The organism is Pedobacter sp. N23S346, from assembly GCF_048515415.1.
In the GTDB taxonomy this organism is placed as follows: domain Bacteria; phylum Bacteroidota; class Bacteroidia; order Sphingobacteriales; family Sphingobacteriaceae; genus Pedobacter.
On sequence record NZ_JBLYEE010000011.1, the window covers coordinates 43004 to 65396 of the forward strand.

Genomic DNA, 22393 nt, shown 5'->3' on the forward strand with positions numbered 1-22393 from the left:
TAACCTTTAGGGCAATTTATTATTGAGGATTCAGCGCTTTAACATCTTCTTCAATCCTTAAGCTTTCTTTGTGAATGGCATTGAAAACTTCCGTAACAAAATCTTGCGATAAGCCTTGTTTCTTACCTGCTTCGATGTTTTTTTGAAGCACTTGCTGGAAGCGGGCAGCTTGTAAAGGCGGAATATGGTTCTTCGCTTTATAGATACCAATCTCCTTCACAATAACCTCCCGTTTTGCCATTAATTCAATCAATTGCTTGTCGAGCGAATCGATCTTTTTCCGATTGCTTTCCAATTCATTGGTAGATGGGGCCGATTGTGCAAACATGCGAATGCTGCTGCTGAGCACTAAAGCAATCGCAACGAGTAAATATTTGTTTAGTTTCATAATTCCATAACGTTAAATCGGTAAGAACTAATATTGAAGAAGAATTTTTTATAATTTTTTTTTGGATAATGCGAGGATCATCCTGAATCGCGTGTTTTGTTCATCAAAAATAAAGCTTTAAAACTGTTTGTTTATCTACTTATATAATGGTTAGGTCTATAACCTCCTGTTTTTTTTATCAGAGACCTTATATTAGTGATGTTAAATGTCTATTTCTTGTTAATCCATCCCAAAAATTGAGTGCTCATTCGCATAAATGTCCGAAATGTAAAAACCCCGAGACCTATAGGGTAAGAAGGGGAATTGTCTTTAGTAAATTACTAGTCTTTATACCTGTTAAGCGATTCAAATGTTACCGCTGTTTCAATAGGTTCTATATTTTTTAAGTGTTAATTTTAATTTTTTAGTTAAACCGATTGTTTTTAAGACGTCGGTTTTTTTTGTGGTTGATCTGGGGGCTTATGATCCCGGTAATCTGGAAGGGGCTACGAATTATTTTGGTTGTATTCCGGAGGATGATATTTACATTATTACACTAACCAATCAAATCAGCACCATATTAGAATCCATTTCATCAAAGATCATTGCTATCCTCAATTCAAAGCCATACACGTGATAATCCACTTTCTTATCTACACTTATAAAGGATAACTTATCATTTAAATTCTTTTCTGCGCATTTTTGGCTACAACAAAGATAGATTTGGCTTCATCTGTAGAATTGATTGTTCGGACATTTGAAACACTAAAACATTAGAAAATGAAAATTATAATTACAGGGTCTTTGGGCCATATTAGCAAGCCGTTAACCGAAGAGTTGGTTCAAAAGGGACATCTGGTTACCGTAATCAGTAGCAATCAACAAAAACAGCAGGAAATTGAATCAATTGGTGCGTCGCCAGCCATTGGTTCATTGCATGATGTTGCGTTTTTAACGAAAACATTCACAGGCGCAGACGCCGTTTACACCATGGTGCCTCCCGGAAATTATTTCGATCCAAATCTCGATCTGTTGGCTTATTACAAAGCCCTCGGTCGGAATTATGCCCAAGCCATTCAACATTCAGCCGTTAAAAAGGTAGTGAACTTAAGCACAATTGGAGGTAACTTAGCCGAAGGAAATGGGATTCTGAAAGGTGCGCACCAAGTGGAGCAGATTTTAAATGAGTTACCCATGGATGTAGCGATTACGCACATGCGCCCTAATTCTTTTTTCTATAATTTGCTTGGTTATATTCCAATGATTAAATCAACAGGCATCATTGCTGCCAATTATGGAGGCGATCATATTATTCCATGGGTATCTCCAATTGATATTGCTGCGGCAGTTGCCGAAGAATTAACCACACCATTTGAAGGCAGGAAAGCTCGTTCGGTAGCAAGTGAAGATCTCTACGGAGATGAAACCGCCAGTATTTTAGGCAAAGCCATTGGTAAACCAGATTTAAAATGGGTACTTGTTTCTGATGAAGAAACTTTAAATGGTTTATTATCCGTTGGGATGAATCCGAAAATTGCTGCCGGTTTAGTGGAAATGTATGCAGCACTCCACAGTGGATTATTGGCGCAAGACTATTACCAAAATAAACCCGCGGTAATGGGAAAAGTAAAAATGACAGACTACGCAAAAGAATTTGCAGCCGCCTTTAAACAAGAATCGTTAGCTTAGTATATGGTCAATTCCCATTTTCATAGGTTTAAAAAAATTAGTGAATTTCATCAATTCAGAGGCTTACCCAAGCCTGAGCATCCACTCATTAGTGTGATTAATCTGGATGACGTGAAAAGCATGCCTAAAGGAGAAAACAGCATTGTATTTGATTTCTATTCCATCGCTCTAAAACGAAATTTTAACGGAAAAATGAGATACGGCCAGCAACAATATGATTTCGATGAAGGTATTATGTTTTTCATTTCGCCCGGACAGCTATTTCGCATCGAGGTGGAAGATGAGCAGGCCTTGAATCATTCGGGATGGATGTTATTCGTTCATCCCGACTTTCTCTGGAACACGCCACTAGCAAAAACAATTAAACAAAATGAGTTTTTTGATTATTCGGTGCACGAAGCGCTTTTTCTTTCTGAGAAGGAAGAGCATACTATCGCCGCCATTATGCAGAACATTTTACAAGAGTATCATGCAAATATCGATAAATTTACCCAGAGTGTGATGATTGCCCAGCTTGAACTACTACTCACTTACTCCGATCGGTTTTATCATCGCCAGTTCCTCACCAGAAAGATATCAAATCATACCATCCTCAATCGTCTCGAAAATATGCTGTCATTGTATTTCGAAGATGGTGAAATGCATAAAAAAGGCTTGCCAAGCGTTCAATATATTGCTGAAGAATTGAATATGTCGCCAAATTATTTAAGTGGTTTACTAAAGGTACTCACCGGGCGAAGTACGCAGCAACACATTCATAATAAGTTGATTGAGTTGGCGAAAGAAAAGCTATTGATCACCAATCTATCGGTGAGTGAAATCGCTTATCAACTGGGTTTCGAACACCCGCAATCTTTTAACAAATTATTTAAACGTTATACAGAAATGAGTCCAAATAGCTTTAGAAAATCTTTCAATTAATACTAGTCTTTGGTTAATCGTGACCTTCTGTTTTGACGATCGTGTTGTATAAGCAGCAGGATCTGCATTTTGCTTTTCAGGTAATTATCAAGGGAGTCAGGTATTTATATGTTGAAGTAAAATGTAATATGGAACACTATTGCAATTTCTAAAAAACTGTCTAAATTTCATGGATGAAGAATCAACTTGCGAAGTTTTGGTGGCCTTTGTATCGGAAAATACTTCGAAAGTTTTAAGATACTGTGATCAAAACTTGCAAAATTATTCGGCGCATAGGCTTTTGAAATTTCGTAAGTTGATAAATTATAATTTTTAGACAGCTTCTTAGGAACAACGTGCCTTCATCCAGAACCTCCTGATCCCTGAGCAGATTTTGAAACAAAATAATTACATCTTTTAAAGAAAAATCAATCTAACTTCGAAATGGGTATTGTTAGCATTAGATGATAGTAAGGGGTTTAGGAAATATCAATAGGTACTAACAGCGATATACGGTAGATAAGATTTCGGAAAAATGAGAAACAAACCAATGGTGATGTTTAAAATGCTGCTTGCCTGTTTACTGGTATTTATTTTTCAGGTGAGTTTCGCACAAACTTTTAAAAATCCATTGCTTCCCTCAGGAGCCGATCCATGGAGCATTTATAAGGATGGGTATTATTATTACACCCAATCCATGCAACATAAACTGGTGATCTGGAAAACTAAAAATCTGGCAGATTTGAAATCAGCACAACAGAAAACCATTTTTGTTCCGCCAGTAAATACAGCCTATTCCAAAGAACTCTGGGCGCCTGAAATTCACTATATCAATCATAAGTGGTACGTTTATTTTGCTGCGGATAATGGCGAAAATAAAAACCACCGCATGTATGTATTGGAAAATACCTCGAAAGATCCGCTAACCGGAATCTGGGTGCTTAAAGGACAGGTTGGCGATGCAACCAACAAATGGGCAATTGATGGATCTGTTTTTACCTACCAAAACCAGTTATATATAGTTTGGGCCGGATGGGAGGGAGACCTCAACCAGAAGCAGGAAATTTTTATTGCTAAAATGAAAAATCCCTGGACCATCGACGGCAAAAGATATAAAATCTCCACTCCACAATTTGAATGGGAAAAGCATGGTGATTTAAATGATCCGAGCAATCCGCCTCATGTGGATGTTAATGAAGGGCCTCAAATCCTGATGCATAATCATAAAGTTTTCCTGATTTATTCAGCCAGCGGGTGCTGGACAGATTTTTACGCTTTGGGAATGTTGTCCCTAAAAGGTAAAGACTTGTTAAAAGCGACATCGTGGGAAAAAAGCACTCAACCGGTTTTTAAGCAATCTAAAGAAAATGGGGTTTATGCGCCCGGGCATAATTCTTTTTTCAAATCTCCCGACGGGAAGGAAGACTGGATTTTATACCACGCTAATTCAGCGCCGGGGCAGGGCTGCGGCGGGCAGCGTTCGCCACGGGCACAAAAGTTTAGCTGGAATCCGGATGGTTCGCCAAATTTTGGGATTCCGGTTCGCACCAATCAGGAACTACCCATTCCATCGCAAAACGAATAGTGTTAATTCTGCTTCTACCCATTAAAATACAACCTAACCAAATGATGAGAAAACCTTTTAACTACCTGCTATTATTTTTCCTGAATGCAGCCTCCATTACTTACGCGCAAAACAGCGTACCCGTAGTGGGGAAAGTCTGGTCGATAGACAAGGCCAATGCCTGGTACAAACAATATAAATGGATTAACGGCGCCGATTTTCTGCCCAGTACAGCCATTAATCAGCTGGAAATGTGGCAGGCAGATACCTTTGATCCGGCTACGATAGATAAGGAACTGGGTTGGGCAGAAGGAATCGGTTTCAATACCATGCGGGTTTACCTGCATAGCCTCGCCTGGAAACAAGATCAACAGGGTTTTAAAAAACGTGTGGATCAATACCTGACCATAGCGAACAAACACCAGATCAAAACTATTTTCGTATTTTTTGATGATTGTTGGAATAAACAGGCCAAACCAGGCAAGCAACCAGAACCAAAAACCGGCATTCACAACTCTGGGTGGGTGCAGGATCCCGGTGATCCTTATTCTAAACAGGAAGCCAATTTTCCGGCCCTGGAGCGCTATGTAAAAGATGTAATGACGCATTTTAAAACCGACAAACGCATTCTCCTTTGGGATTTATACAACGAACCTGGCAATTCCGGGAAGTTAACCAGTTCCTATCCGCTATTAAAAAGCGTATTTACCTGGGCCAGGGCGGTTAATCCCGAGCAGCCCATCAGTGCTGGCTTGTGGGCCTGGGATTATAAAGAGTTAAATGCTTTTCAGGCTTTAAATTCTGATGTGATTACTTACCATGATTATGAAGAACCACAGTGGCATCAAAGGGTAATTGATATGCTTCGCTCGCATGGCCGCCCGATGATTTGTACAGAGTACATGGCCAGAACCAGGGGAAGCCATTTTGAAAATGTAATGCCGCTGTTAAAAAAGGAGAATATTGGTGCGATTAACTGGGGCCTGGTTGACGGTAAATCGAATACAAAATATGCCTGGGATACCCCACTTAAAAATGGTGAAGAACCGAAAGAATGGTTCCACGAAGTTTTCAGAAAAGATGGAACACCTTACAAAAAAGAAGAAGTAGATTTAATTAAAAGATTGAATGATCAATAGCAAGCTTGTTATTTAAATACCAGGAGGCTGTATTATAAATTTCATCCTGAGGCACGAAGAATCTCTGCGTTTTTATCTATTGACTTCGTTCAACACCGAACCTTTTTTCGCATTTGTATGAACGGCGGGTTAAAACGGTCGTGATCCTGAACTTGATTCAGGACCTAAAGAAAAACCGTTATTGTAGGGGCTTCATCTGCTGAAGCAATCTCCATTGAAGAATCTTCAAAATAGATTGCTTCGTCGTACTTCCTCGCAAGGACGATTTTGCTAGTAGATTCGTCCTCCAGCATAAGGCAAAGGTTGGACCTGCAGATCTAAATGATTATCGCAGATTTTTGCCGCTCGCTTCTGTGGAAATCTTCTTAATCTGCGGGAAAATTATTTAAGCGAGTAGGGTGGCAATAGCAAGGTGCGAAATATGTTTTTTTTCTGCGCTCTTTCCCTCCCGGGGAAAGGTGCCGCTAGGCGGATAGAGACCATCTTTTCCGCTGTGCTGGCTTGCTTCGGCTAGCCGCCGATGGGCTTTCTTCTTTTCCTTGATGAAAAGAAGCAAAAATCAAGGCTTGGATCTGATGTCGGATTAGCTCGTCGAAATTTAAATGGCGGTAGCGCAAGGGCTCGATTTCTTTTTTAATAGGAATGGATCTTTAGGAGCCATTCGCGCTACCTTGGGTTTGAAGTATTTGAATGAGGGTGCAAAAATTTCAACGGCTTCTCCTTCCATCATTTCCTATGCCGGATAGCAGGGTGGAAATATAGAGTGCCGATCGCAAGGTGAAACGATGCATCCAATCTAGTGGTTGGTGTCTCACCAACCGCTAATTCTTTCGTCGGCTAGTAGCCGAAGGGCTTTTTCTTCTTCCATCGTCTCTTTTTAATATTATTTGTCGCTGATCCTTTGTTTGGACTCCCGTGTATCTTTCAGAATTGGTTTTAGTACTTCTATCTTTCCATCTATTTCATGTTGATAGGACAGCCCTAAAATTTCGGTAATCAGTGGGTAAACATTTACATTTTCGAATGAAGGAATTTTTAAATGCTTTTTGAAGGCAGGACCCCAGGCCATAAAAGTGGCATGCATGTCTTTCACCTGCAGTGGATCGAAACCATGGTGACCAATTCCGGGCTTGCGGTTAGAAAATACCTTAGGCCATTCAGGTATCAAAAGAATATCGCCAATTCTGTTTAAACGATCATCGGTTGCGTTATAATGAAAGTGTGCTGGCATCTCCGTTTTGAGATAGGCTTTGTAATCGGTGCCTTCCTGACTTTTCAAAATTTCGTATAAAGGCCTGGTGTCTTGTTTGTTTTTCGAATGAATATCCATCAATGTGCCTGACGAAGCAATCACATATTTTGCAGTATCAATGGCTTTTGGGGTAGCGATAGGATGATCCCGGTCTACGGCAGTCATGCCATGATCAGAAACAAAAATATAATTTACCGGAAGGCCCAAAGGTTCAATGGCTTTGGTCAGCTGATTAATCACAGAATCTACCATCTTCACTGCTGCTTCAGTTTGGGGCGCATCGGGGCCATAAGTATGACCAGCGTGATCTGGTTCTGATAGATAAAACGTAATTAAATGCGGCCTTTTTTCTTCAGACAGGCTCAACCAATTTTTGATAATTTCAATTCTTTTATCTACGCTAATCTGTTCTGTATAATCATAATAATAGCTGGGGCGAATGCCTTTAATCGCTGCTTCAGATCCTACCCAAAACATGCTTGCAGAGATCATATTTTGTTCTTCTGCCAATACCCATAGCGGTACGCCACCATACCATTTGCCATCTCTAACTTTCGATTTTGCGCTCATCGAATACCTTTCGCCTGTGCGCTCATCCAGAAAAGTATTGTTTACCAAACCATGGTGAGAAGGATACATACCTGTTGCAATAGTGTAATGATTGGGGAAAGTTACGGATGGAAAGCTCGGGATCATCGATTCTGCCAGTACCCCATCTGCACTTAACTTTAATAAGTTATCTGCGTGATAGCGACTGGCATAATCATAACGAAAACCATCAGCCGAGACCAGAATAACATAAGGTTTTTTAAGTTGATTTGTGGCATTATGGCGACCTGAAATAACATGCTCGCTGGTGTCTGTCTGTGCCTGAACGGTGTTGTTAACAATAAATAGAATGATAATCAGGAGGAACGGGAAGGTATAATGGTTTTTCTTCATTTATATATCTGGAGATAAATTACAGGTGGAATTGCAAGCGATAGTCAAACGATTTTTTTAATGTTAGAATCTTTCGCTTACTCATCCAATTGATTTAAATTCTATTGTAGCACATGGCTTTTTATCTACTGAATTTTCCCGGCAAGCCTTTTTTAGTGCCGAAAATTGCGCAGCAAATGTACTTAATCCTAAAATTAAAGGCAGCCAATTTATGTTATGTCTATGTGAATTTTACTGCGCATTTACTTTATGAAATGCTTAGAGATTGTATAAACTTTATGAATGAATATCAACTTGCGAAGTTTTGGTGACCTTTGTTGTGGGATTTTAACCTTCGTACCTTTTTTGCATCCTTCTAAAGGACTATCGTTTGGAAATCACTAATTGGTAAATATTTTTTTCCCGCTCTTTGCCGCGGGGGCATGGTACTTTGCAGCGCCAAAGTACCCAAAGCGCTTTGTCAATCCAACTAGGGGCCTTTGACACTATCCTGCACTCATCAAAAAACAGTGGCACTTCGTTTTGTGTTCAATACTTTTTAAAATTGAACCAGTCTTTATGAATACAAAACCACTGCGTTTAAGGTTTGTTAGTGCCATTTGTACTATTTGAACAACTGTTTTTTGATTTCCTCGGCCTTTGGGATTGACGGCGTTCTTCGGTAAGGCTTGTGGTTTATTAAAGTTGGTTAGCAAGATGCATAAAAATGCACATCGAAGAGGTGTTCATGAAATAGTCCAATGGAGATAAACGGCGATTGTGATTCTATCTGAAGGTAGTCGCAGACCTGGGAATAAAAGGCAATGAATAATTATCTAACTCTTCAAAACTGTCGAAATTTAATGAACGAAAATCAACGTACAGGCTTTTGAAATTTCGTAAGTTGATAAATTATAATTTTTAGGCTGCTTATCAGGTTTTTAAGCAATTTAAGTCAACACATTTTTTATTAGATTTTTTGCATCGAAGAAATGGTTTAGCGGACCTTGGCCTTCACCAGTTTTAACATCTTTTCCGGAAATAATTGCTTGCGCTACATATTGTTTTGCTTTCTCAATCGCCTCTTGCAGATCATTGCCCAAAGCCACAAAAGCAGCAATGGCGGAGGAAAGCGTACAACCCGTCCCATGAGTGTTCGGTGTCTGGATAGCCATAGATTTGAAACTTTTATGAACTCCATTTTGATCTAGGTATACATCAACAAGATTTGGTCCTTTCAAATGCCCGCCTTTTACCAAGACTGCGTTACACCCTGAGCTAATCATTCTGCTGGCTGCTTCTTTCATATCATCTACATTCTGGATTTTCATATTGGCGAGTATTTCGGCTTCATCCAAATTGGGCGTAATCAGGGTAGCCAAAGGAAATATTTGCTGTTGAAATAGGGCAATGGTGTCGCTTTGAATCAGGCGGTAACCGCTGGTGGAGACCATTACTGGATCAAATATAATCGGAACATTTGGGTAATCCTTTAAGGTTAAGGCAATCGCCCTGGCTAATTCGGAAGAATGAATCATGCCAATTTTAATGGCTGTTGGTTTAATGTCATCCATTACTGCTTTAATTTGGCCTGTTACAATTTCCGGGGGAATCTGATGAACGGCCTTTATGCCTACAGTATTTTGCACCGTTATGGCCGTAATGGCTGAGGTTCCGTAGCAGCCCAGCGCACTGAATGTTTTAAGATCGGCTTGTATGCCGGCACCACCTCCGCTATCTGATCCGGCAATGGTTAAAACGGAAATATATTTGTGGCTTTGATTCATGAAATCCGACCTTTTACACAGAAAATTTCACCTTCGAAAAGTGGCCTGGCAATCTGCACGGCCATTTTACTTCGCTGTCCTGTTTGGCAAATGAATACCAGTTTTTTATCCAACGGGAATGATGAAATATATTTGCCAAGATCGTAAACCGGGATGTTTTCGCCACCAATATTGTATTCCTCAAATTCATAATCTTCCCGTACATCGACCAAATGTATTTGTTCGGGCATTTCGGCCAGCCAAGTTTTCAAAACCTCCAACGAAATTTCAGTGTCGGAGTTTTCTGTAAATTTTTGCTCAGTTGCTTTTGGTTGCTGCGTTTCTTGAATTTGAGTGCTTATTTTAAATATATTGAAGCTATTGTTTAAGGCATTTAAGGTGAGTAATTTGCCGGAAAGTGTTTCGCCAATCTCACAAATTATCTTTATTGCTTCATTGGCCATATAGGTGCCAATCATCCCGGGCAAGATGCCAATCACGCCAATTTCAGCACAATTTGGAGCTTCATTTTCTGTAGGTGCTTCCGGAAAAATATCCCGATAGTTTGGCCCTTGCTCATAATTAAAAACGGAAACCTGTCCTTCGAACTTAAAGATAGAACCAAAAACGAGTGTTTTGCCCAGCGATACACAGGTGTCATTTACCAGGTATCTGGTCGGAAAATTATCCGAGCCATCTATAACCAAATCATATGAAGCAATAAGTCTTGCGGCATTCTCTGGGGTTATCTTTTCCTGATGGGTGATGATGTTTACAAACGGATTAAGCTGTTGGAGTTTTTGTTTCGCTATGGCGGCCTTCGGTTCACCCACATCCGCAAGGGAATATAAAATCTGGCGGTGCAGGTTGCTCACATCCACGACATCATCATCTACAATTCCAATAGTCCCTACGCCGGCGGCCACCAGGTATTGTAAAACAGGGCAGCCCAAACCTCCCGCACCAATCATCAGTACTTTAGATGCTTTCAGTTTTTCCTGCCCGTTAATCCCCAGTTCTGGGAGAATGAGTTGGCGGTTATATTGTTTTAATTCTTCTTTGGTCAGCATCTTTGTCGTTTAAGCTAAGCAATTATCCCAATCTTTCCATACGGCTTCGTAGCCTTGTGCCTCAATCAACTGCGCAATTTCGGCCGGACTACGTTCATCGCTGATTTCAAATTGTTCCAGCGATTCTGGCGCCACCACGTAGCCACCTGGATTTGTTTTTGAACCCGCGCTAATCGAGGTGATTCCCAACTTGATGATGTTATTTCGAAAACGAGGCGATTCGCGGGTAGAGATTGACAGTTCTACTTCTTCGTTAAATAAGCGGTAAGCACAAATAAGTTGCACCAGCTCCCTGTCGATCATTTCAACTTTAGGTTCTAATCCGCCGCTAAAGGGACGTAGCCTCGGGAATGAAAGGCTATATTTGCTTTGCCAATATTTTTTCTCCAGGTAATTCAGGTGCAGTGCAGTGAAAAAACAATCGGTGCGCCAATCTTCCAGGCCAATTAAAACCCCAAGTCCCATTTTGTGGATGCCTGCTTTGCCGAGCCGGTCTGGCGTTTCTACCCGGTATTTAAAGTTCGATTTTTTCCCCTTTGGGTGATGCTTTTTATAGTCTTCCTGGTGATAGGTTTCCTGGTAAACCAATACCGTATTTAAGCCGTATGGCGTTAACTGATCATAATCTTCCACATCCATGGGTTGAATCTCCATAGAAATATGGGCGAAATGTGGTCTGATCAGTTCCAGTACTTTTTTGAAATAATCTACATGCACATTCAAATTGTCTTCCCCGGTAACAAGTAGCACATGATCGTAACCCATCTTTTTTAGTGCCGCAACTTCCTGCATTATTTCCATCGCTGAAAGCGTTTTGCGTTTCACTTTATTATCATAACTGAAACCACAGTAGGTGCAGATGTTGTTGCACTCATTTGATAAATAGAGCGGCACATACATTTGCAGCACCTTGCCAAAACGCTTTTGTGTTAGCTGCTGACTAATCTTTGCCATTTGCTCCAGATAGGGTGCTGCTGAAGGGGAAATTAAAGCCTTAAAATCTTCTAAAGTTCTTTTTGGGGAAGCCAAAGCCCGTTCTACATCGGTCGCAGTTTTGGCGTAGATGCTGGCTTTGGTATCGTCCCAGCTATAAGTTTCGAAAAGGTCGTTAAAGCTATTCATCTAAAAAAGAGGTTAGGGGACTACTGGCGATGGCATGTGAAACAGGCGAAGCTAATTTTGCTTCAAAGGCCATTCTTCCAGCTTCTACAGCCATTTTAAAGGCTGCCGCCATTTTTACCGGGTTGCTCGAGACGGCAATGGCGGTGTTCACCAGTACCGCATCGGCACCGATTTCCATGGCCCAGGCCGCATCAGATGGAGAACCAATTCCTGCATCAATCACCACCGGAACGTTACTTTGGCTGATGATTATCTCTAAAAAATCGATCGTTTTCAAACCTTTGTTGCTGCCAATTGGCGAACCCAAAGGCATCACCGCACTTGTACCTGCATCTTCCAAGCGTTTGCATAAAACAGGGTCGGCATGGATGTAGGGCAAAACGATAAAGCCTTGCTTGGCTAATTCTTCAGTTGCTTTTAAGGTTTCAATAGGGTCGGGCATGAGATATTTTGGGTCTGGATGAATTTCTAATTTAATCCAGTTGGTTTCCAAGGCTTCACGCGCCAGTTGAGCGGCGAACACCGCTTCTTTAGCATTTCTTACCCCCGAAGTATTGGGCAATAAATTGATGTGCGGGTATTTCAAACGAATCAATAAATCATCTTCTTCATTATTCTTAATGTCAACTCGTTTTAGGGCAACTGTAACTAGTTCTGAACCGGATGCCAGCAATGTTTCTTCCATTAAAGAGGAAGAACTAAATTTTCCGGTCCCGGTGAAAAGACGTGAGCTGAATGTTTTATCGGCTATTTTTAGCATGTTTTTAAGCTTCTTTTAAGGAGTTGTGATTTACATATTCATACATCTGGGTAACTGTAGAAGCCGGATCGGCAGCATAAGTAATTGCGCCCGAAACGGCCACACCGTATAAACCAATTTCTTTAATGCTTTGGATATCTTGTGTTTCTATGCCACCAATTGCAATAATTGGGGTTTTAATTCCCGCCTGGTTAACCTGTCTGATGATTGCTGCATAGCCTTCCAGACCCAAAATCGGACTCAGCTTTTGCTTGGTCTTGGTAAAACGATAAGGCCCGAGGCCGATATAATCCACACCTTCAGTCACTCTTTGCTGAATGTGTTCGAAGGTATTAGCAGTGCCGCCGATGATCATATCCAGGCCAACTATATTCCTCGCCTTTTCGACAGGCATATCTTCCAACCCCAGGTGCAAGCCATAAGCGCCAGCTTCCATCGCAATTTCGGGGTGATCATTTACAATGAGTTTAGCACCATGTTCATTGCACAAAGCCACAGCGTTCAGCGCATATTGCAGTATATTTTCTTTTGATTCAAACTTAATCCGCAGCTGGATCCATTTGGCGCCAGCTTCCAGCGCCGCCCTGATGGCTGTTAAATGCGTTCCGTTCTCCGGCTGCTGGGAGATGTAATGAAGTCTGTCTATCATCCTCTTAGTTCTTAATTCATTCATTTAATTTCTTAAAAATGGAAACGGCTTGTTCGGGCTTCTTCCAGATTGCGCCTAATACCGCTGCGCCATTAAATTGCATTTGTCTGATTTTAAATAGGTTATTTTCGTCTATTCCACCCAATGCAATAATCGCGGGTGCTGGATTTACTTTGTCTAAAATGAAATCCTTATCCAATTTGCTTTGGTAACCTGGTTTGGAAATGCTGTTAAACACCGGACTAAAGAAAACATAATCAAAGTCAGTTAAAAGTGATATTTCTTTTAGTTGATGAACAGCGGTACTACAGATACAGCCCTTTTGCTTCTGATGATCAATCTCTTCTTTATTGGTAGAAAGGCGATGCTTTTCCGTATAATGCAAGCGTTTGGTATTGATTTCATTTATCAGAAAATGATATTGATGCAAAGCGATATTCGAATGAAATACCTGATCTATATCTCTTAACAAATTAATGCATTGATTGCCACTCCAATTTGGTTTTCGCAAATGAAAGCGGGTCATTCCGGCTTCGAAAAGCCGGTTGATCGTTGATGCTTCATTTGCAAATGATTCCGGATCGGATATGACAATCAACTCCATTATAAATAGATTTCGCTTCCTTTTTCTGTAAATTCCTTTGATTTTTCTGCCATGCCTTTTGCCAGCACATCTTCTTCTCCCATACCATTTTCTTTGGCGTATTCCCTTACATCTTGTGTAATTTTCATCGAACAGAAGTTTGGTCCGCACATGGAACAGAAATGCGCAATCTTGGCACCTTCAGCAGGTAGCGTTTCATCATGAAACTCCTTAGCGGTATCGGGGTCAAGCGAAAGGTTAAACTGATCTTCCCATCTGAATTCAAACCGTGCCTTGCTTAATGCGTTGTCGCGGTATTGTGCGCCAGGGTGACCTTTAGCCAGATCTGCAGCATGGGCAGCGATTTTATAAGTAATTACACCATCCTTTACGTCTTTTTTGTTTGGCAAGCCAAGGTGTTCTTTTGGCGTAACATAACATAACATTGCCGTTCCAAACCAGCCGATCATTGCAGCGCCAATTGCAGAAGTAATGTGATCATAACCAGGTGCAATATCTGTAGTTAATGGACCTAAAGTATAAAAAGGCGCTTCAGAACAGTGTTGCAATTGCTTCTCCATATTTTCCTTAATTAAATGCATCGGTACGTGGCCGGGGCCTTCGATGATGGTTTGTACATCGTGCTTCCAGGCGATTTTAGTGAGTTCGCCGAGTGTTTCCAGTTCACCGAATTGAGCCGCATCATTCGCATCTGCAATACAACCCGGGCGCAATCCATCACCTAAAGAAAAGGAGACGTCGTACGCTTTCATAATTTCGCAGATCTCCTCAAAATGGGTGTATAGGAAATTTTCTTTGTGATGCGCCAGGCACCATTTTGCCATGATTGATCCGCCACGGGAAACAATCCCTGTGATGCGTTTGGCCGTTAACGGCACATAACGCAACAAAACGCCAGCGTGTATGGTAAAATAATCTACTCCTTGTTCGGCCTGCTCAATCAAGGTATCTCGGAACAATTCCCAGGTGAGGTCTTCTGCCTTACCATTCACTTTTTCTAAAGCCTGGTAAATCGGCACCGTTCCGATTGGAACAGGCGAATTTCGAATAATCCATTCGCGGGTTTCGTGAATGTTCTTTCCGGTAGAAAGATCCATGATCGTATCTGCCCCCCAGCGGCAAGCCCAAACTGCTTTTTCTACCTCTTCTTCAATGCTTGAGGTTACGGCAGAATTGCCAATATTGGCGTTAATTTTTACCAGGAAATTGCGGCCAATAATCATTGGTTCTATTTCCGGATGATTGATATTACATGGAATTACCGCCCGTCCGGCAGCCACTTCCTGCCTCACAAACTCGGGCGTAATGGCGCCTTTGGGGGTATTAGCACCAAAGCTGTGGCCCTGATGCTGGTGGTTCATAATGTCATATTGATCATTCAGTTGTTCTTTCAAAAGATCGATCCGCTGGTTCTCGCGGATGGCAATGTATTCCATCTCAGGAGTGATGATCCCCTTTTTGGCGTAATGCATTTGCGATACATTCATCCCGGCCCGTGCGCGAAAGGGTTTAGTGGTATGGTTGAAACGCAGGTGATCGAGGCTTTGATCGTGCAGTCGCTGCTGCCCATAATCTGATGAAATGTAATCAAGTTGTTCTACATCACCTCTATTGGTAATCCATTTTTCGCGCAAGCGCGATAAGCCTTTTTTAACGTCGATTACTGCATTTATGTCCGTGTATGGGCCGCTTGTATCGTAAACCGTTACAGGTGCATTTGGTTCTGTCTCCCCAAAACGACCATGGATTTTGGTGTCGCTTAAAGTAATTTCCCTCATGGCCACCTGGATATCGTGCAACTGGCCCTGCACAAAAACTTTTTTCGAGGCCGCAAAAGGAGTGGTGGTTAATACCTGGTCTGTTGGAATTTTTTCTTGCTTCATTTTCTTGAGATTTATTGTTAGCCGCCTTGTGTGGCTTTAATGATGATGACCTGATCGCCGGGATGGAGGAGGTGGTTCTCCCAGGCAGTTTTAGAAATGATAGACTGATTAACAGCCACAGCAATACCATTAGATGGTGTATTTAACACATCGGTGATTAAATGCTGCATGGTGCAAACATCGGTAACCTGGTAATTTTGTTGATTTACGGTGATTTCCATTCTATTTCTAAAAAAATAACTTTTAGGAATGGCCCCGTATGGAGGAAAGAAAAAACAACTTAATATGGCATAAGTTGTCATCACTTTTCCCTTCGGCAGTACTAACTGCATCAGGTTCAAAGGGTATTATCTCAGTCCGCGAAGGACACCCCTAAAGTTGCGGTAAACTTATAGAAAACTTTTAAGAATAGCCAAATTATTTTTTTAGAAGGTTAATTCCTCTTAGAAAAAAACTATAGGAAAGATCAATTTTTATTGATTCAGCGGATGAAAAATGGCTTTTTTGCAAAAATTCAAGCGTAATGTACAGCTTGCATTTTTTTAAATGTAGATATAATATTTAAGGTTCGATGGCACTTTTTCGCTACTTTTTCTGAAAATTTTCGTGGTAAGCCAAAATTTTATTTAGCGCAGTCAAGGTAATTTCAAGTTCTTTAGCGCCTACTACTTCGCGATAAATATCATTCATTTCCAGTACATGACTATTCGTTTCGTAAATGAGCTGCTTTCCTTCATCCGTGAGCACAATCACATCACTTCGCTTATCAGCTTCGTTGGCTTTACTGGAAACCATGCCGAGCGCCTCTAGTTCTTTGATGGTTCGGCTGATGTTTTGCTTCGGAATCATTGATTTTCTGGAAATCTCTGAAGGCGTGCAGCCATCTATTCCGATGTTACAGATTACAGGCCAGTAAGATAGTTTCATATCCTTCCAGTTTGGATCAACATTGGAGTGCGACCAGGAATCTAAATGCTTACGAAGGTTGAAACTTATTCGTTGCCAATTCCTGTCGTGCATTTGTTCAAGCTCCCGTAATTTTTCATCTATGTCTTTTTCCATCAAACAAAAATAAAATAAATATTTCATAATCTTTGATTACTACTTGGTAATAATTGATTACTTTTGTTTCGGAAGGAGATTATCAACTTTTCTCTTTCTCAATCAAATTAACATTAGGGGAAAATATGAACAATTACATCACCATCATGTATACCAATATAACAGAAGAAGCCGAGCTTAATGTAGTTTCTAACTGTTTGAGTGCCTTTACAGAAATAAACGAATGGACAATTGATTTTGCAGACTGCGATAAGGTCTTGAGAATCTCCTCACAGCAAAAAATTGACGGTCCGGTATCAAACGCGATTAAAGAAGTGGGATTGAGGTGTACCGTTGAGGAAGTATTTGTTTGCTAAAACGCTGCAATTAAATTAAATTTCAATGCTGCTATGCGGAATTTGTCGGCTTTCCGATAGGGGCTGAGCAGATATAAAAAAAAACCTTACAAGTAAGTTAAAATGCTAACCTGTAAGGTCTTAATAACGGGTGATTGTGTTGTAAAAGATTTAAGATCAAATCTTAACCATGTTATAATTAACTATACTGGCGTTATTGTTTGAAAAGCTGTGCGATAAAATTTTCCAGATCCTTACCCCGAAGTTTCGTTGCCAGAATTTTTCCATCAGGATCAATAACACAATTGAATGGGATGGCTTTTACGCCATAACTATCTGCAACCTCTCCATTAGTGGAAAGGGGATCATTCAATTGCGTCCATGTTAATTGATCTGCAGTTACTGCTTTTCTCCATGATTGATCACTGGCATCCATAGAAAGACTGATAAATGTTATCTTCTGATTATATTCTTTATAAAGTTTTCTAAGCATAGGGTGTTCCGCTCTGCAAGGTGGACACCAGCTGGCCCAGAAATCAATAAAGACATATTTTCCACGGTAATCGCTTAATTTCTTTGCCTTACCATCAAGGTCTGAAAGTTTAAAATCCGGTGCTTCATTACCTGGCGCTATAACTGAACTCGTTCCGATAAATTGCTTAATGCGTTTGCCGTAAACTGTATTTTTGCCTGCATTAGAAAGTAAGTTGTAGCAAGTGGCGGCCTTATCAGCATCGGTGTTGTTCATGTAACTATCAATAATCGCCAAAGATGATGATGTTGCGTTTGGGTGCGCCTTAACAAATTCTGTTGTTAAACTATCTACCCTTGTGCGAAATTTTAAATAGGGAACACTCATTTTATTATGGATATCTCCACCAATTGCTTTCAATTCTTTCCTGTAATCGCCCGAGATATTTAAGCTTTGGTCTTTAAAAGATTGAAAAAGCATATTTTCACTCGCCCCATCAATTTTAAGTGTATAAAATTGATCAATAGTGCCATTGATTTTAATACGTTCGTTTTGAGCAATAATAATTTTTATCTGTTGGTTTAATGTATTGCTTAAAGTACAAATAACTGCTTCCGGAAGAATTCCGGTCAAAGAAATGCGGTTGCCCCTGATTACTCCAGAATCTACAATATCCTTACCTCCATAACGATAAGACAGGAATAGCTTAGCGCCATCTGTTGCCTTAATTTCACCTTCAATAACATAGCCTGAAGAAATAAATCCAGATAATGCAGTATATAATATAACGATGGATAATGCAATAAAAAAGCTATCCTTTCTTTGACTTTTGGAATTTTTCATGATCAATTTTTAATAATTTAAACCGGGAATAGGCGATTCCTTTACTATTTTATCTAACATTTGCTTTAAATACTCAAAATGTATTTTTGTATCCTGATCTTTTGCGGTAGAAATTCCCTTACCAATATCTCTGCGTAAAGCTTTTAAATGTGCAAATGCCAACGATTTTACATTTGAATACAATAAAACATCTGTTGGTGTTACTGATGCCAAAATATTATCTGTAGAACCTTGCAATGCAAAACGTTTGTTATACATGGTAATAATGCTTCCTACATACATTTTTTGTAATGCCCGACGGTATTCATCAGTAGCTTTACCTGATTTTAATTCAGAAAAAATACTGCCTTTTAAATCATTAAGCCATTGAGCTGGAGAGTAAACACCCTTACCATAATCGCGTTGGTTAACCATCATGCGGTATAATCTGCTTTGCGAAGTTACCGCACCCACAATCTGCTGCTGGGCAATCTGAACATCGTTGAATGAAAAACCTGGATCTATTTTATTCAAAATTTGTTTATCTAATAACCATTTTGGGGTAGTAAATACCTGGTCATTAAAATATTTAATAGCTTCCTTCTGCTTAGCCAGGCTAACAGGTTGATAGATAGCGCCAGGTTGATCGGAAGTTCTTTCGGTAACCATTACACCACCCATATTTTTCATCACATGAAAAGCGTAACGGGTATATTGATCAACAGCTTCTTTATACATTTCTTTCAAACTACCGTAACCTTCTCCTTCTTCTTTAGTCCAGTTATTTAACTGAGGAACAATTCTTTTCAGGTTTTTAATTCCGTATAAACTGGCTTTAACGGGATCATCTCCCAAGTCCTCAGATTGCGAACGTGGATCATAATCTCTACCCTCACCACCAAACCAAAGTCTTTTGTTTGAAGCCAGACTATCGATGGTAATTTTATTAAGAATTTTCTTGTCTTCCTGAGCGTTTGCGGTTCCGAAAATTGGTTTATAACCCCATTGTATCGCCCATTTATCATAATCATTAATGCGTGGAAATATGCCCACTTCACTAACCTGATCTTCTGGCTGGGCCACATAATTAAAACGGGCATAATCCATAATAGATGGTGTATGTCCATGCGCCTCTACCCATTTTTTATCGCGTAGTTTTTCTACCGGAACAGTACTGCTTGCCCCCATATTATGACGTAAGCCTAGTGTATGACCGATTTCATGTGAAGAAACGAAACGGATTAACTGTCCCATTAATTCATCATCAAATTTATTTTTACGGGCTTTAGGATCTATTGCACCAGCCTGAATCATATACCAGCGGTGTACTAAATTCATCACGTTATGGTACCAGCCGATGTGACTTTCTAAAATCTCACCCGTACGTGGGTCAGCGATGTTTGGACCATAAGCATTTTGTTGTGGGGAAGCAAAATAACGGATAACTGAAAAACGGGCGTCATCTAAACTCATAGTGGTATCCGCCTCAGGCCATTCTTTGCCAACAATGGCATTTTTAAAACCAGCTTGTTCAAAAGCTTTTTGCCAATCGTTAACTCCGGCAATTAGAAAAGGTCTCCATCTTTTAGGCGTTGCGGGATCGATATAATAAATAATTTGTTTTTTTGGCTCAACCAATTCACCATTTTTAAACTTTTCTATATCTTCATCTTTTGGCTCCAATCTCCAGCGGTGAACAAAAGCTTCTTGCTCTACCTTTTGCTGATTATCGTTATATCTAATATTTGCACTGGCAAAATAACCTACGCGACTATCATAAATACGTTTTCTCATGGCGTTATCCGGGAGCTTTACAAAGGAAGTATTCATGCCTAAAGTAACGGCACCTGCCTCACTTGCAGCAGGCAATTTACCCGTAGCGGTATAGGTTCTAACACTTTTTATTTCGGTGTTGATGGGAAAACTTTTTACACTTTCAATGTAGGAGCGATCTGCAGCCTGCATCCCCAGGCCATAAGATTTTTTATTCTCCGCATCGAAAGATAATAATGGAGATTCGCTAATTAAGAAATCAGTAACATCGATAACTACAGCTGATGAATCTTTACTTTTTGCCTTAATTGGGAAAGCTGCCATAATCGGGTTTAAGTTCGAGCTGGCCACCGCCTTAGAAATCATATCTGTAGAATCGGCAATGCTAACGGTGGCCGAAACTTTTAGAAACAGCTTATTGCTTGGCCCTAATTCCCAGTAAACTACACGGGCACCGACTTGCTCGCCACCGTAATTCCCTGCTCCCGGGGTAGATTTACTTAAACGGTTAACCGCAAGAATTTCTTTTTTTAATAACTGATTAGGGATTTCAAAAAAGTATTTATCGCCAATTTTATGCACCGTAAATAATCCTTTTTGCGTTACCGCCTTCGGGGTAATAATTTCGCTGTAAGGCTTAATGGCATTTTTAACGGAATCTGCCTTAGGCTTGGCACCGGCGGCAGCAGAAATGGCCGCCTGGGCTTTCTGTTTCTTCTTATTTTTAAAAATAGAGCAAGAGCTTGCCGTAAAAAGGAGCAAAGCTGTAGCCACTGCCAGGCTTTTTTGCCCAGCAGTAAATTTTAATATTTGTTTTTTCATGTTTTATTGGTAACCTGGATTTTGAGTAAGGTTAGGATTAGCATCAATTGCTGCGGTAGGTATAGGAAGTAGTTTGGCTTCCGGTCTGTATCCGGTTTTTATAGCAGATAAAATGGCATCAGCCTGTCCAAGTCTCTTTATATTAAACCAGCGGTGAGATTGCTCACAGAAAAATTCTTTTCTAAATTCAGCAAGGGTCTCATTTAATAAGGCTGTTGAAGTTGCAGATGCACTTAAGGTTGTTTGTGCACGTGCCCGTATACGGTTTAAGTCGCTTAATGCCCCTTGCAGGTTTGTTCCAATTCTGGCTCTTGCCTCTGCTCTGATTAAATATTGCTCTGCCAGGCGAAGTACAGTGGGAGATTCTACAACAGCAGCAGCAACCGCAAGCAGGTTATTGGGGTATTTATATTTATACGGTAAGGTTACTGTTCCTGTACCAAATGCATATTGCCTTGTCCAGTTTCTTAGCCTTAAGTCTGTCGATTCAAATTGTTGTAAAAATGATGCGCGAATATTGTATTGAGGTACTATCGTAGCCGTAAGCGGTATAAAGTTAGATCCCTCAACAGTATACTGGTTTACCGGATTTAAAGGAGAAGACATTTGCCAGATGCTTTCTGCATTATTCTTTGTCCATACGCCAGTAGCCATATTGGCTGATGGGATGAGACTATATAAGCTGGAAGCTATTACTTCTGATGCATTACTTTCTGCTTCTGTATAATTTCCCATAAATAAATATACCCTGGCTAATAAGGCTGTTGCTACGAATTTATTTACACCTAAGCGGGTTGATGATGATGCTGCGTAATCTGCTGGTAAATCTGATTTTCCCACAGTTAAATCTGCAATAATCTGGGTGTAAATATTGGAAACAGTTTCTCTCGGCTGCGTGGCAGTAACAACTGCATTTGTTTCTAAGATAAGGGGAACATCGCCAAAACTATTAATTAGATTAAAATAACAATACGCCCGGATCACTTTTGCTTCAGCCGTAAATTGTTTTTTTACCTGATTGGATGTTCCCTGGTATTTTTGTAAACCCTCTATCACGGCATTGGCCCTGTAAATAATAGTATACCATTCACTAAATACGGTTGTTTGGATACTGCTTATGGTACTATAGGCATTGCCAAAAGATTCGAAAAGGGTAGTGTTTGAGCCCACATATGTTAAATCATCAGCAAACAGTGAATAATTCACCGGTCCGATTGTACTTTGTGCAGATGATTGCGCCATCCCCGTGTAAATTCCTGCCAGTGCACTGGCCGCTAATCTATCGGAAGAAAAAACCTGTTCGTCGGTAATTTCATTAACTGGTGGATCAATTTCAACTGTTTTTTCGCATGCAGACAACATAATAGTTACCAATAAGCATGCTGATATTATTTTATTTATCGATCTGAACATCATTTGAT

20 protein-coding genes and 1 riboswitch are annotated in these 22393 nt (G+C 40.3%); of the genes, 6 read left to right on the top strand and 14 right to left on the bottom strand.

Annotation, left to right across the window (positions count from 1 at the left end; all coding sequences use genetic code 11):
- Positions 1–19: 19 nt before the first annotated feature.
- Positions 20–388, bottom strand: coding sequence for a chorismate mutase (locus tag ACN1CD_RS17930; RefSeq protein ID WP_419131775.1), 369 nt, complete (start codon positions 386–388; stop codon positions 20–22).
- A gap of 759 nt (positions 389–1147) precedes the next feature.
- On the opposite strand from ACN1CD_RS17930, the gene ACN1CD_RS17935 reads away from it, so the two are divergent.
- From ACN1CD_RS17935 to ACN1CD_RS17955, 5 genes are all read left to right on the top strand, one after another.
- Entirely contained in the window at positions 1148–2056 is a 909-nt protein-coding gene (locus tag ACN1CD_RS17935; RefSeq protein ID WP_419131776.1) for an NAD(P)H-binding protein, read from the top strand.
- 3 nt (positions 2057–2059) lie between these two features.
- Positions 2060–2977 (top strand): helix-turn-helix domain-containing protein, encoded by a 918-nt coding sequence (locus ACN1CD_RS17940; protein ID WP_419131777.1) that lies wholly within the window; start codon positions 2060–2062, stop codon positions 2975–2977.
- Between the two features lie 514 nt (positions 2978–3491).
- Positions 3492–4541 (top strand): family 43 glycosylhydrolase, encoded by a 1050-nt coding sequence (locus ACN1CD_RS17945; RefSeq protein WP_419131778.1) that lies wholly within the window; start codon positions 3492–3494, stop codon positions 4539–4541.
- A 41-nt stretch (positions 4542–4582) separates the two neighbouring features.
- Complete coding sequence (locus ACN1CD_RS17950; protein ID WP_419131779.1) at positions 4583–5659, top strand: 1,4-beta-xylanase; 1077 nt, start codon at positions 4583–4585, stop codon at positions 5657–5659.
- Positions 5660–6261: 602 nt separating this feature from the next.
- On the top strand, positions 6262–6405 hold the full coding sequence (locus ACN1CD_RS17955) for a hypothetical protein (protein ID WP_419131780.1): 144 nt from the start codon (positions 6262–6264) through the stop codon (positions 6403–6405).
- Between the two features lie 137 nt (positions 6406–6542).
- Here ACN1CD_RS17955 and ACN1CD_RS17960 read toward each other — a convergent pair whose 3' ends face one another.
- The 10 genes from ACN1CD_RS17960 to ACN1CD_RS18005 all read right to left on the bottom strand — a co-directional run bounded on the left by ACN1CD_RS17960 (position 6543) and on the right by ACN1CD_RS18005 (position 16748).
- Positions 6543–7853 carry an ectonucleotide pyrophosphatase/phosphodiesterase gene (locus ACN1CD_RS17960; protein WP_419131781.1) on the bottom strand — a complete coding sequence of 437 codons (1311 nt, stop codon included), beginning with the start codon at positions 7851–7853 and terminating at the stop codon, positions 6543–6545.
- A gap of 929 nt (positions 7854–8782) precedes the next feature.
- Positions 8783–9619, bottom strand: a complete 837-nt coding sequence (thiD, locus tag ACN1CD_RS17965; protein WP_419131782.1) for a bifunctional hydroxymethylpyrimidine kinase/phosphomethylpyrimidine kinase — start codon at positions 9617–9619, stop codon at positions 8783–8785.
- The gene (gene moeB, locus ACN1CD_RS17970; protein ID WP_419131783.1) at positions 9616–10668 is read right to left on the bottom strand and encodes a molybdopterin-synthase adenylyltransferase MoeB; all 1053 of its coding nucleotides are present in this window, start codon (positions 10666–10668) and stop codon (positions 9616–9618) included. Before moeB ends, thiD begins: the two co-directional genes overlap by 4 nt.
- Positions 10669–10677: 9 nt before the next feature.
- Positions 10678–11790 carry a 2-iminoacetate synthase ThiH gene (gene thiH / locus ACN1CD_RS17975; protein ID WP_419131784.1) on the bottom strand — a complete coding sequence of 371 codons (1113 nt, stop codon included), beginning with the start codon at positions 11788–11790 and terminating at the stop codon, positions 10678–10680.
- Positions 11783–12550, bottom strand: a complete 768-nt coding sequence (locus tag ACN1CD_RS17980; protein ID WP_419131785.1) for a thiazole synthase — start codon at positions 12548–12550, stop codon at positions 11783–11785. Before ACN1CD_RS17980 ends, thiH begins: the two co-directional genes overlap by 8 nt.
- Before the next feature lie 4 nt (positions 12551–12554).
- The gene (locus ACN1CD_RS17985) at positions 12555–13199 is read right to left on the bottom strand and encodes a thiamine phosphate synthase (RefSeq protein ID WP_419131786.1); all 645 of its coding nucleotides are present in this window, start codon (positions 13197–13199) and stop codon (positions 12555–12557) included.
- A 16-nt stretch (positions 13200–13215) separates the two neighbouring features.
- Entirely contained in the window at positions 13216–13803 is a 588-nt protein-coding gene (locus ACN1CD_RS17990; RefSeq protein WP_419131787.1) for a thiamine phosphate synthase, read from the bottom strand.
- Positions 13803–15686, bottom strand: a complete 1884-nt coding sequence (gene thiC / locus ACN1CD_RS17995) for a phosphomethylpyrimidine synthase ThiC (RefSeq protein WP_419131788.1) — start codon at positions 15684–15686, stop codon at positions 13803–13805. The genes ACN1CD_RS17990 and thiC overlap by 1 nt, the downstream gene beginning before the upstream one ends.
- A gap of 17 nt (positions 15687–15703) precedes the next feature.
- Positions 15704–16018, bottom strand: a complete 315-nt coding sequence (gene thiS / locus ACN1CD_RS18000; RefSeq protein WP_419131789.1) for a sulfur carrier protein ThiS — start codon at positions 16016–16018, stop codon at positions 15704–15706.
- Positions 15978–16070, bottom strand: a riboswitch (TPP riboswitch). It overlaps the preceding gene by 41 nt.
- A 201-nt stretch (positions 16071–16271) precedes the next feature.
- The gene (locus ACN1CD_RS18005; RefSeq protein WP_419131790.1) at positions 16272–16748 is read right to left on the bottom strand and encodes a MarR family winged helix-turn-helix transcriptional regulator; all 477 of its coding nucleotides are present in this window, start codon (positions 16746–16748) and stop codon (positions 16272–16274) included.
- 125 nt (positions 16749–16873) lie between these two features.
- Here ACN1CD_RS18005 and ACN1CD_RS18010 point away from each other — a divergent pair, with 125 nt between their 5' ends.
- Complete coding sequence (locus tag ACN1CD_RS18010) at positions 16874–17104, top strand: hypothetical protein (protein WP_419131791.1); 231 nt, start codon at positions 16874–16876, stop codon at positions 17102–17104.
- A 193-nt stretch (positions 17105–17297) separates the two neighbouring features.
- Here the strand turns inward: ACN1CD_RS18010 and ACN1CD_RS18015 are convergent, their stop codons facing one another.
- Genes ACN1CD_RS18015 through ACN1CD_RS18025 form a run of 3 tightly spaced genes read right to left on the bottom strand, consistent with a single transcriptional unit; the run spans position 17298 to position 22388 of the window.
- A complete protein-coding gene (locus ACN1CD_RS18015; RefSeq protein WP_419131792.1) occupies positions 17298–18398 on the bottom strand; it encodes a redoxin domain-containing protein in 1101 nt (366 codons plus the stop codon).
- 9 nt (positions 18399–18407) lie between these two features.
- A complete protein-coding gene (locus ACN1CD_RS18020; RefSeq protein ID WP_419131793.1) occupies positions 18408–20972 on the bottom strand; it encodes a zinc-dependent metalloprotease in 2565 nt (854 codons plus the stop codon).
- 3 nt (positions 20973–20975) lie between these two features.
- Complete coding sequence (locus ACN1CD_RS18025; RefSeq protein ID WP_419131794.1) at positions 20976–22388, bottom strand: RagB/SusD family nutrient uptake outer membrane protein; 1413 nt, start codon at positions 22386–22388, stop codon at positions 20976–20978.
- Positions 22389–22393: the final 5 nt, after the last annotated feature.

Coding starts and splice junctions, on each gene's coding strand:
- thiH (WP_419131784.1), bottom strand. CDS start 11,790: ATGAATAGCTTTAACGACCTTTTCGAAACTTATAGCTGGGACGATACC.
- ACN1CD_RS17945 (WP_419131778.1), top strand. CDS start 3,492: ATGAGAAACAAACCAATGGTGATGTTTAAAATGCTGCTTGCCTGTTTA.
- ACN1CD_RS17960 (WP_419131781.1), bottom strand. CDS start 7,853: ATGAAGAAAAACCATTATACCTTCCCGTTCCTCCTGATTATCATTCTA.
- thiD (WP_419131782.1), bottom strand. CDS start 9,619: ATGAATCAAAGCCACAAATATATTTCCGTTTTAACCATTGCCGGATCA.
- ACN1CD_RS17985 (WP_419131786.1), bottom strand. CDS start 13,199: ATGATAGACAGACTTCATTACATCTCCCAGCAGCCGGAGAACGGAACG.
- ACN1CD_RS18015 (WP_419131792.1), bottom strand. CDS start 18,398: ATGAAAAATTCCAAAAGTCAAAGAAAGGATAGCTTTTTTATTGCATTA.
- thiS (WP_419131789.1), bottom strand. CDS start 16,018: ATGCAGTTAGTACTGCCGAAGGGAAAAGTGATGACAACTTATGCCATA.
- ACN1CD_RS17940 (WP_419131777.1), top strand. CDS start 2,060: ATGGTCAATTCCCATTTTCATAGGTTTAAAAAAATTAGTGAATTTCAT.
- ACN1CD_RS18010 (WP_419131791.1), top strand. CDS start 16,874: ATGAACAATTACATCACCATCATGTATACCAATATAACAGAAGAAGCC.
- moeB (WP_419131783.1), bottom strand. CDS start 10,668: ATGCTGACCAAAGAAGAATTAAAACAATATAACCGCCAACTCATTCTC.
- thiC (WP_419131788.1), bottom strand. CDS start 15,686: ATGAAGCAAGAAAAAATTCCAACAGACCAGGTATTAACCACCACTCCT.
- ACN1CD_RS17930 (WP_419131775.1), bottom strand. CDS start 388: ATGAAACTAAACAAATATTTACTCGTTGCGATTGCTTTAGTGCTCAGC.
- ACN1CD_RS17950 (WP_419131779.1), top strand. CDS start 4,583: ATGATGAGAAAACCTTTTAACTACCTGCTATTATTTTTCCTGAATGCA.
- ACN1CD_RS18020 (WP_419131793.1), bottom strand. CDS start 20,972: ATGAAAAAACAAATATTAAAATTTACTGCTGGGCAAAAAAGCCTGGCA.
- ACN1CD_RS18025 (WP_419131794.1), bottom strand. CDS start 22,388: ATGATGTTCAGATCGATAAATAAAATAATATCAGCATGCTTATTGGTA.
- ACN1CD_RS17980 (WP_419131785.1), bottom strand. CDS start 12,550: ATGCTAAAAATAGCCGATAAAACATTCAGCTCACGTCTTTTCACCGGG.
- ACN1CD_RS17955 (WP_419131780.1), top strand. CDS start 6,262: ATGGCGGTAGCGCAAGGGCTCGATTTCTTTTTTAATAGGAATGGATCT.
- ACN1CD_RS18005 (WP_419131790.1), bottom strand. CDS start 16,748: ATGGAAAAAGACATAGATGAAAAATTACGGGAGCTTGAACAAATGCAC.
- ACN1CD_RS17990 (WP_419131787.1), bottom strand. CDS start 13,803: ATGGAGTTGATTGTCATATCCGATCCGGAATCATTTGCAAATGAAGCA.
- ACN1CD_RS17935 (WP_419131776.1), top strand. CDS start 1,148: ATGAAAATTATAATTACAGGGTCTTTGGGCCATATTAGCAAGCCGTTA.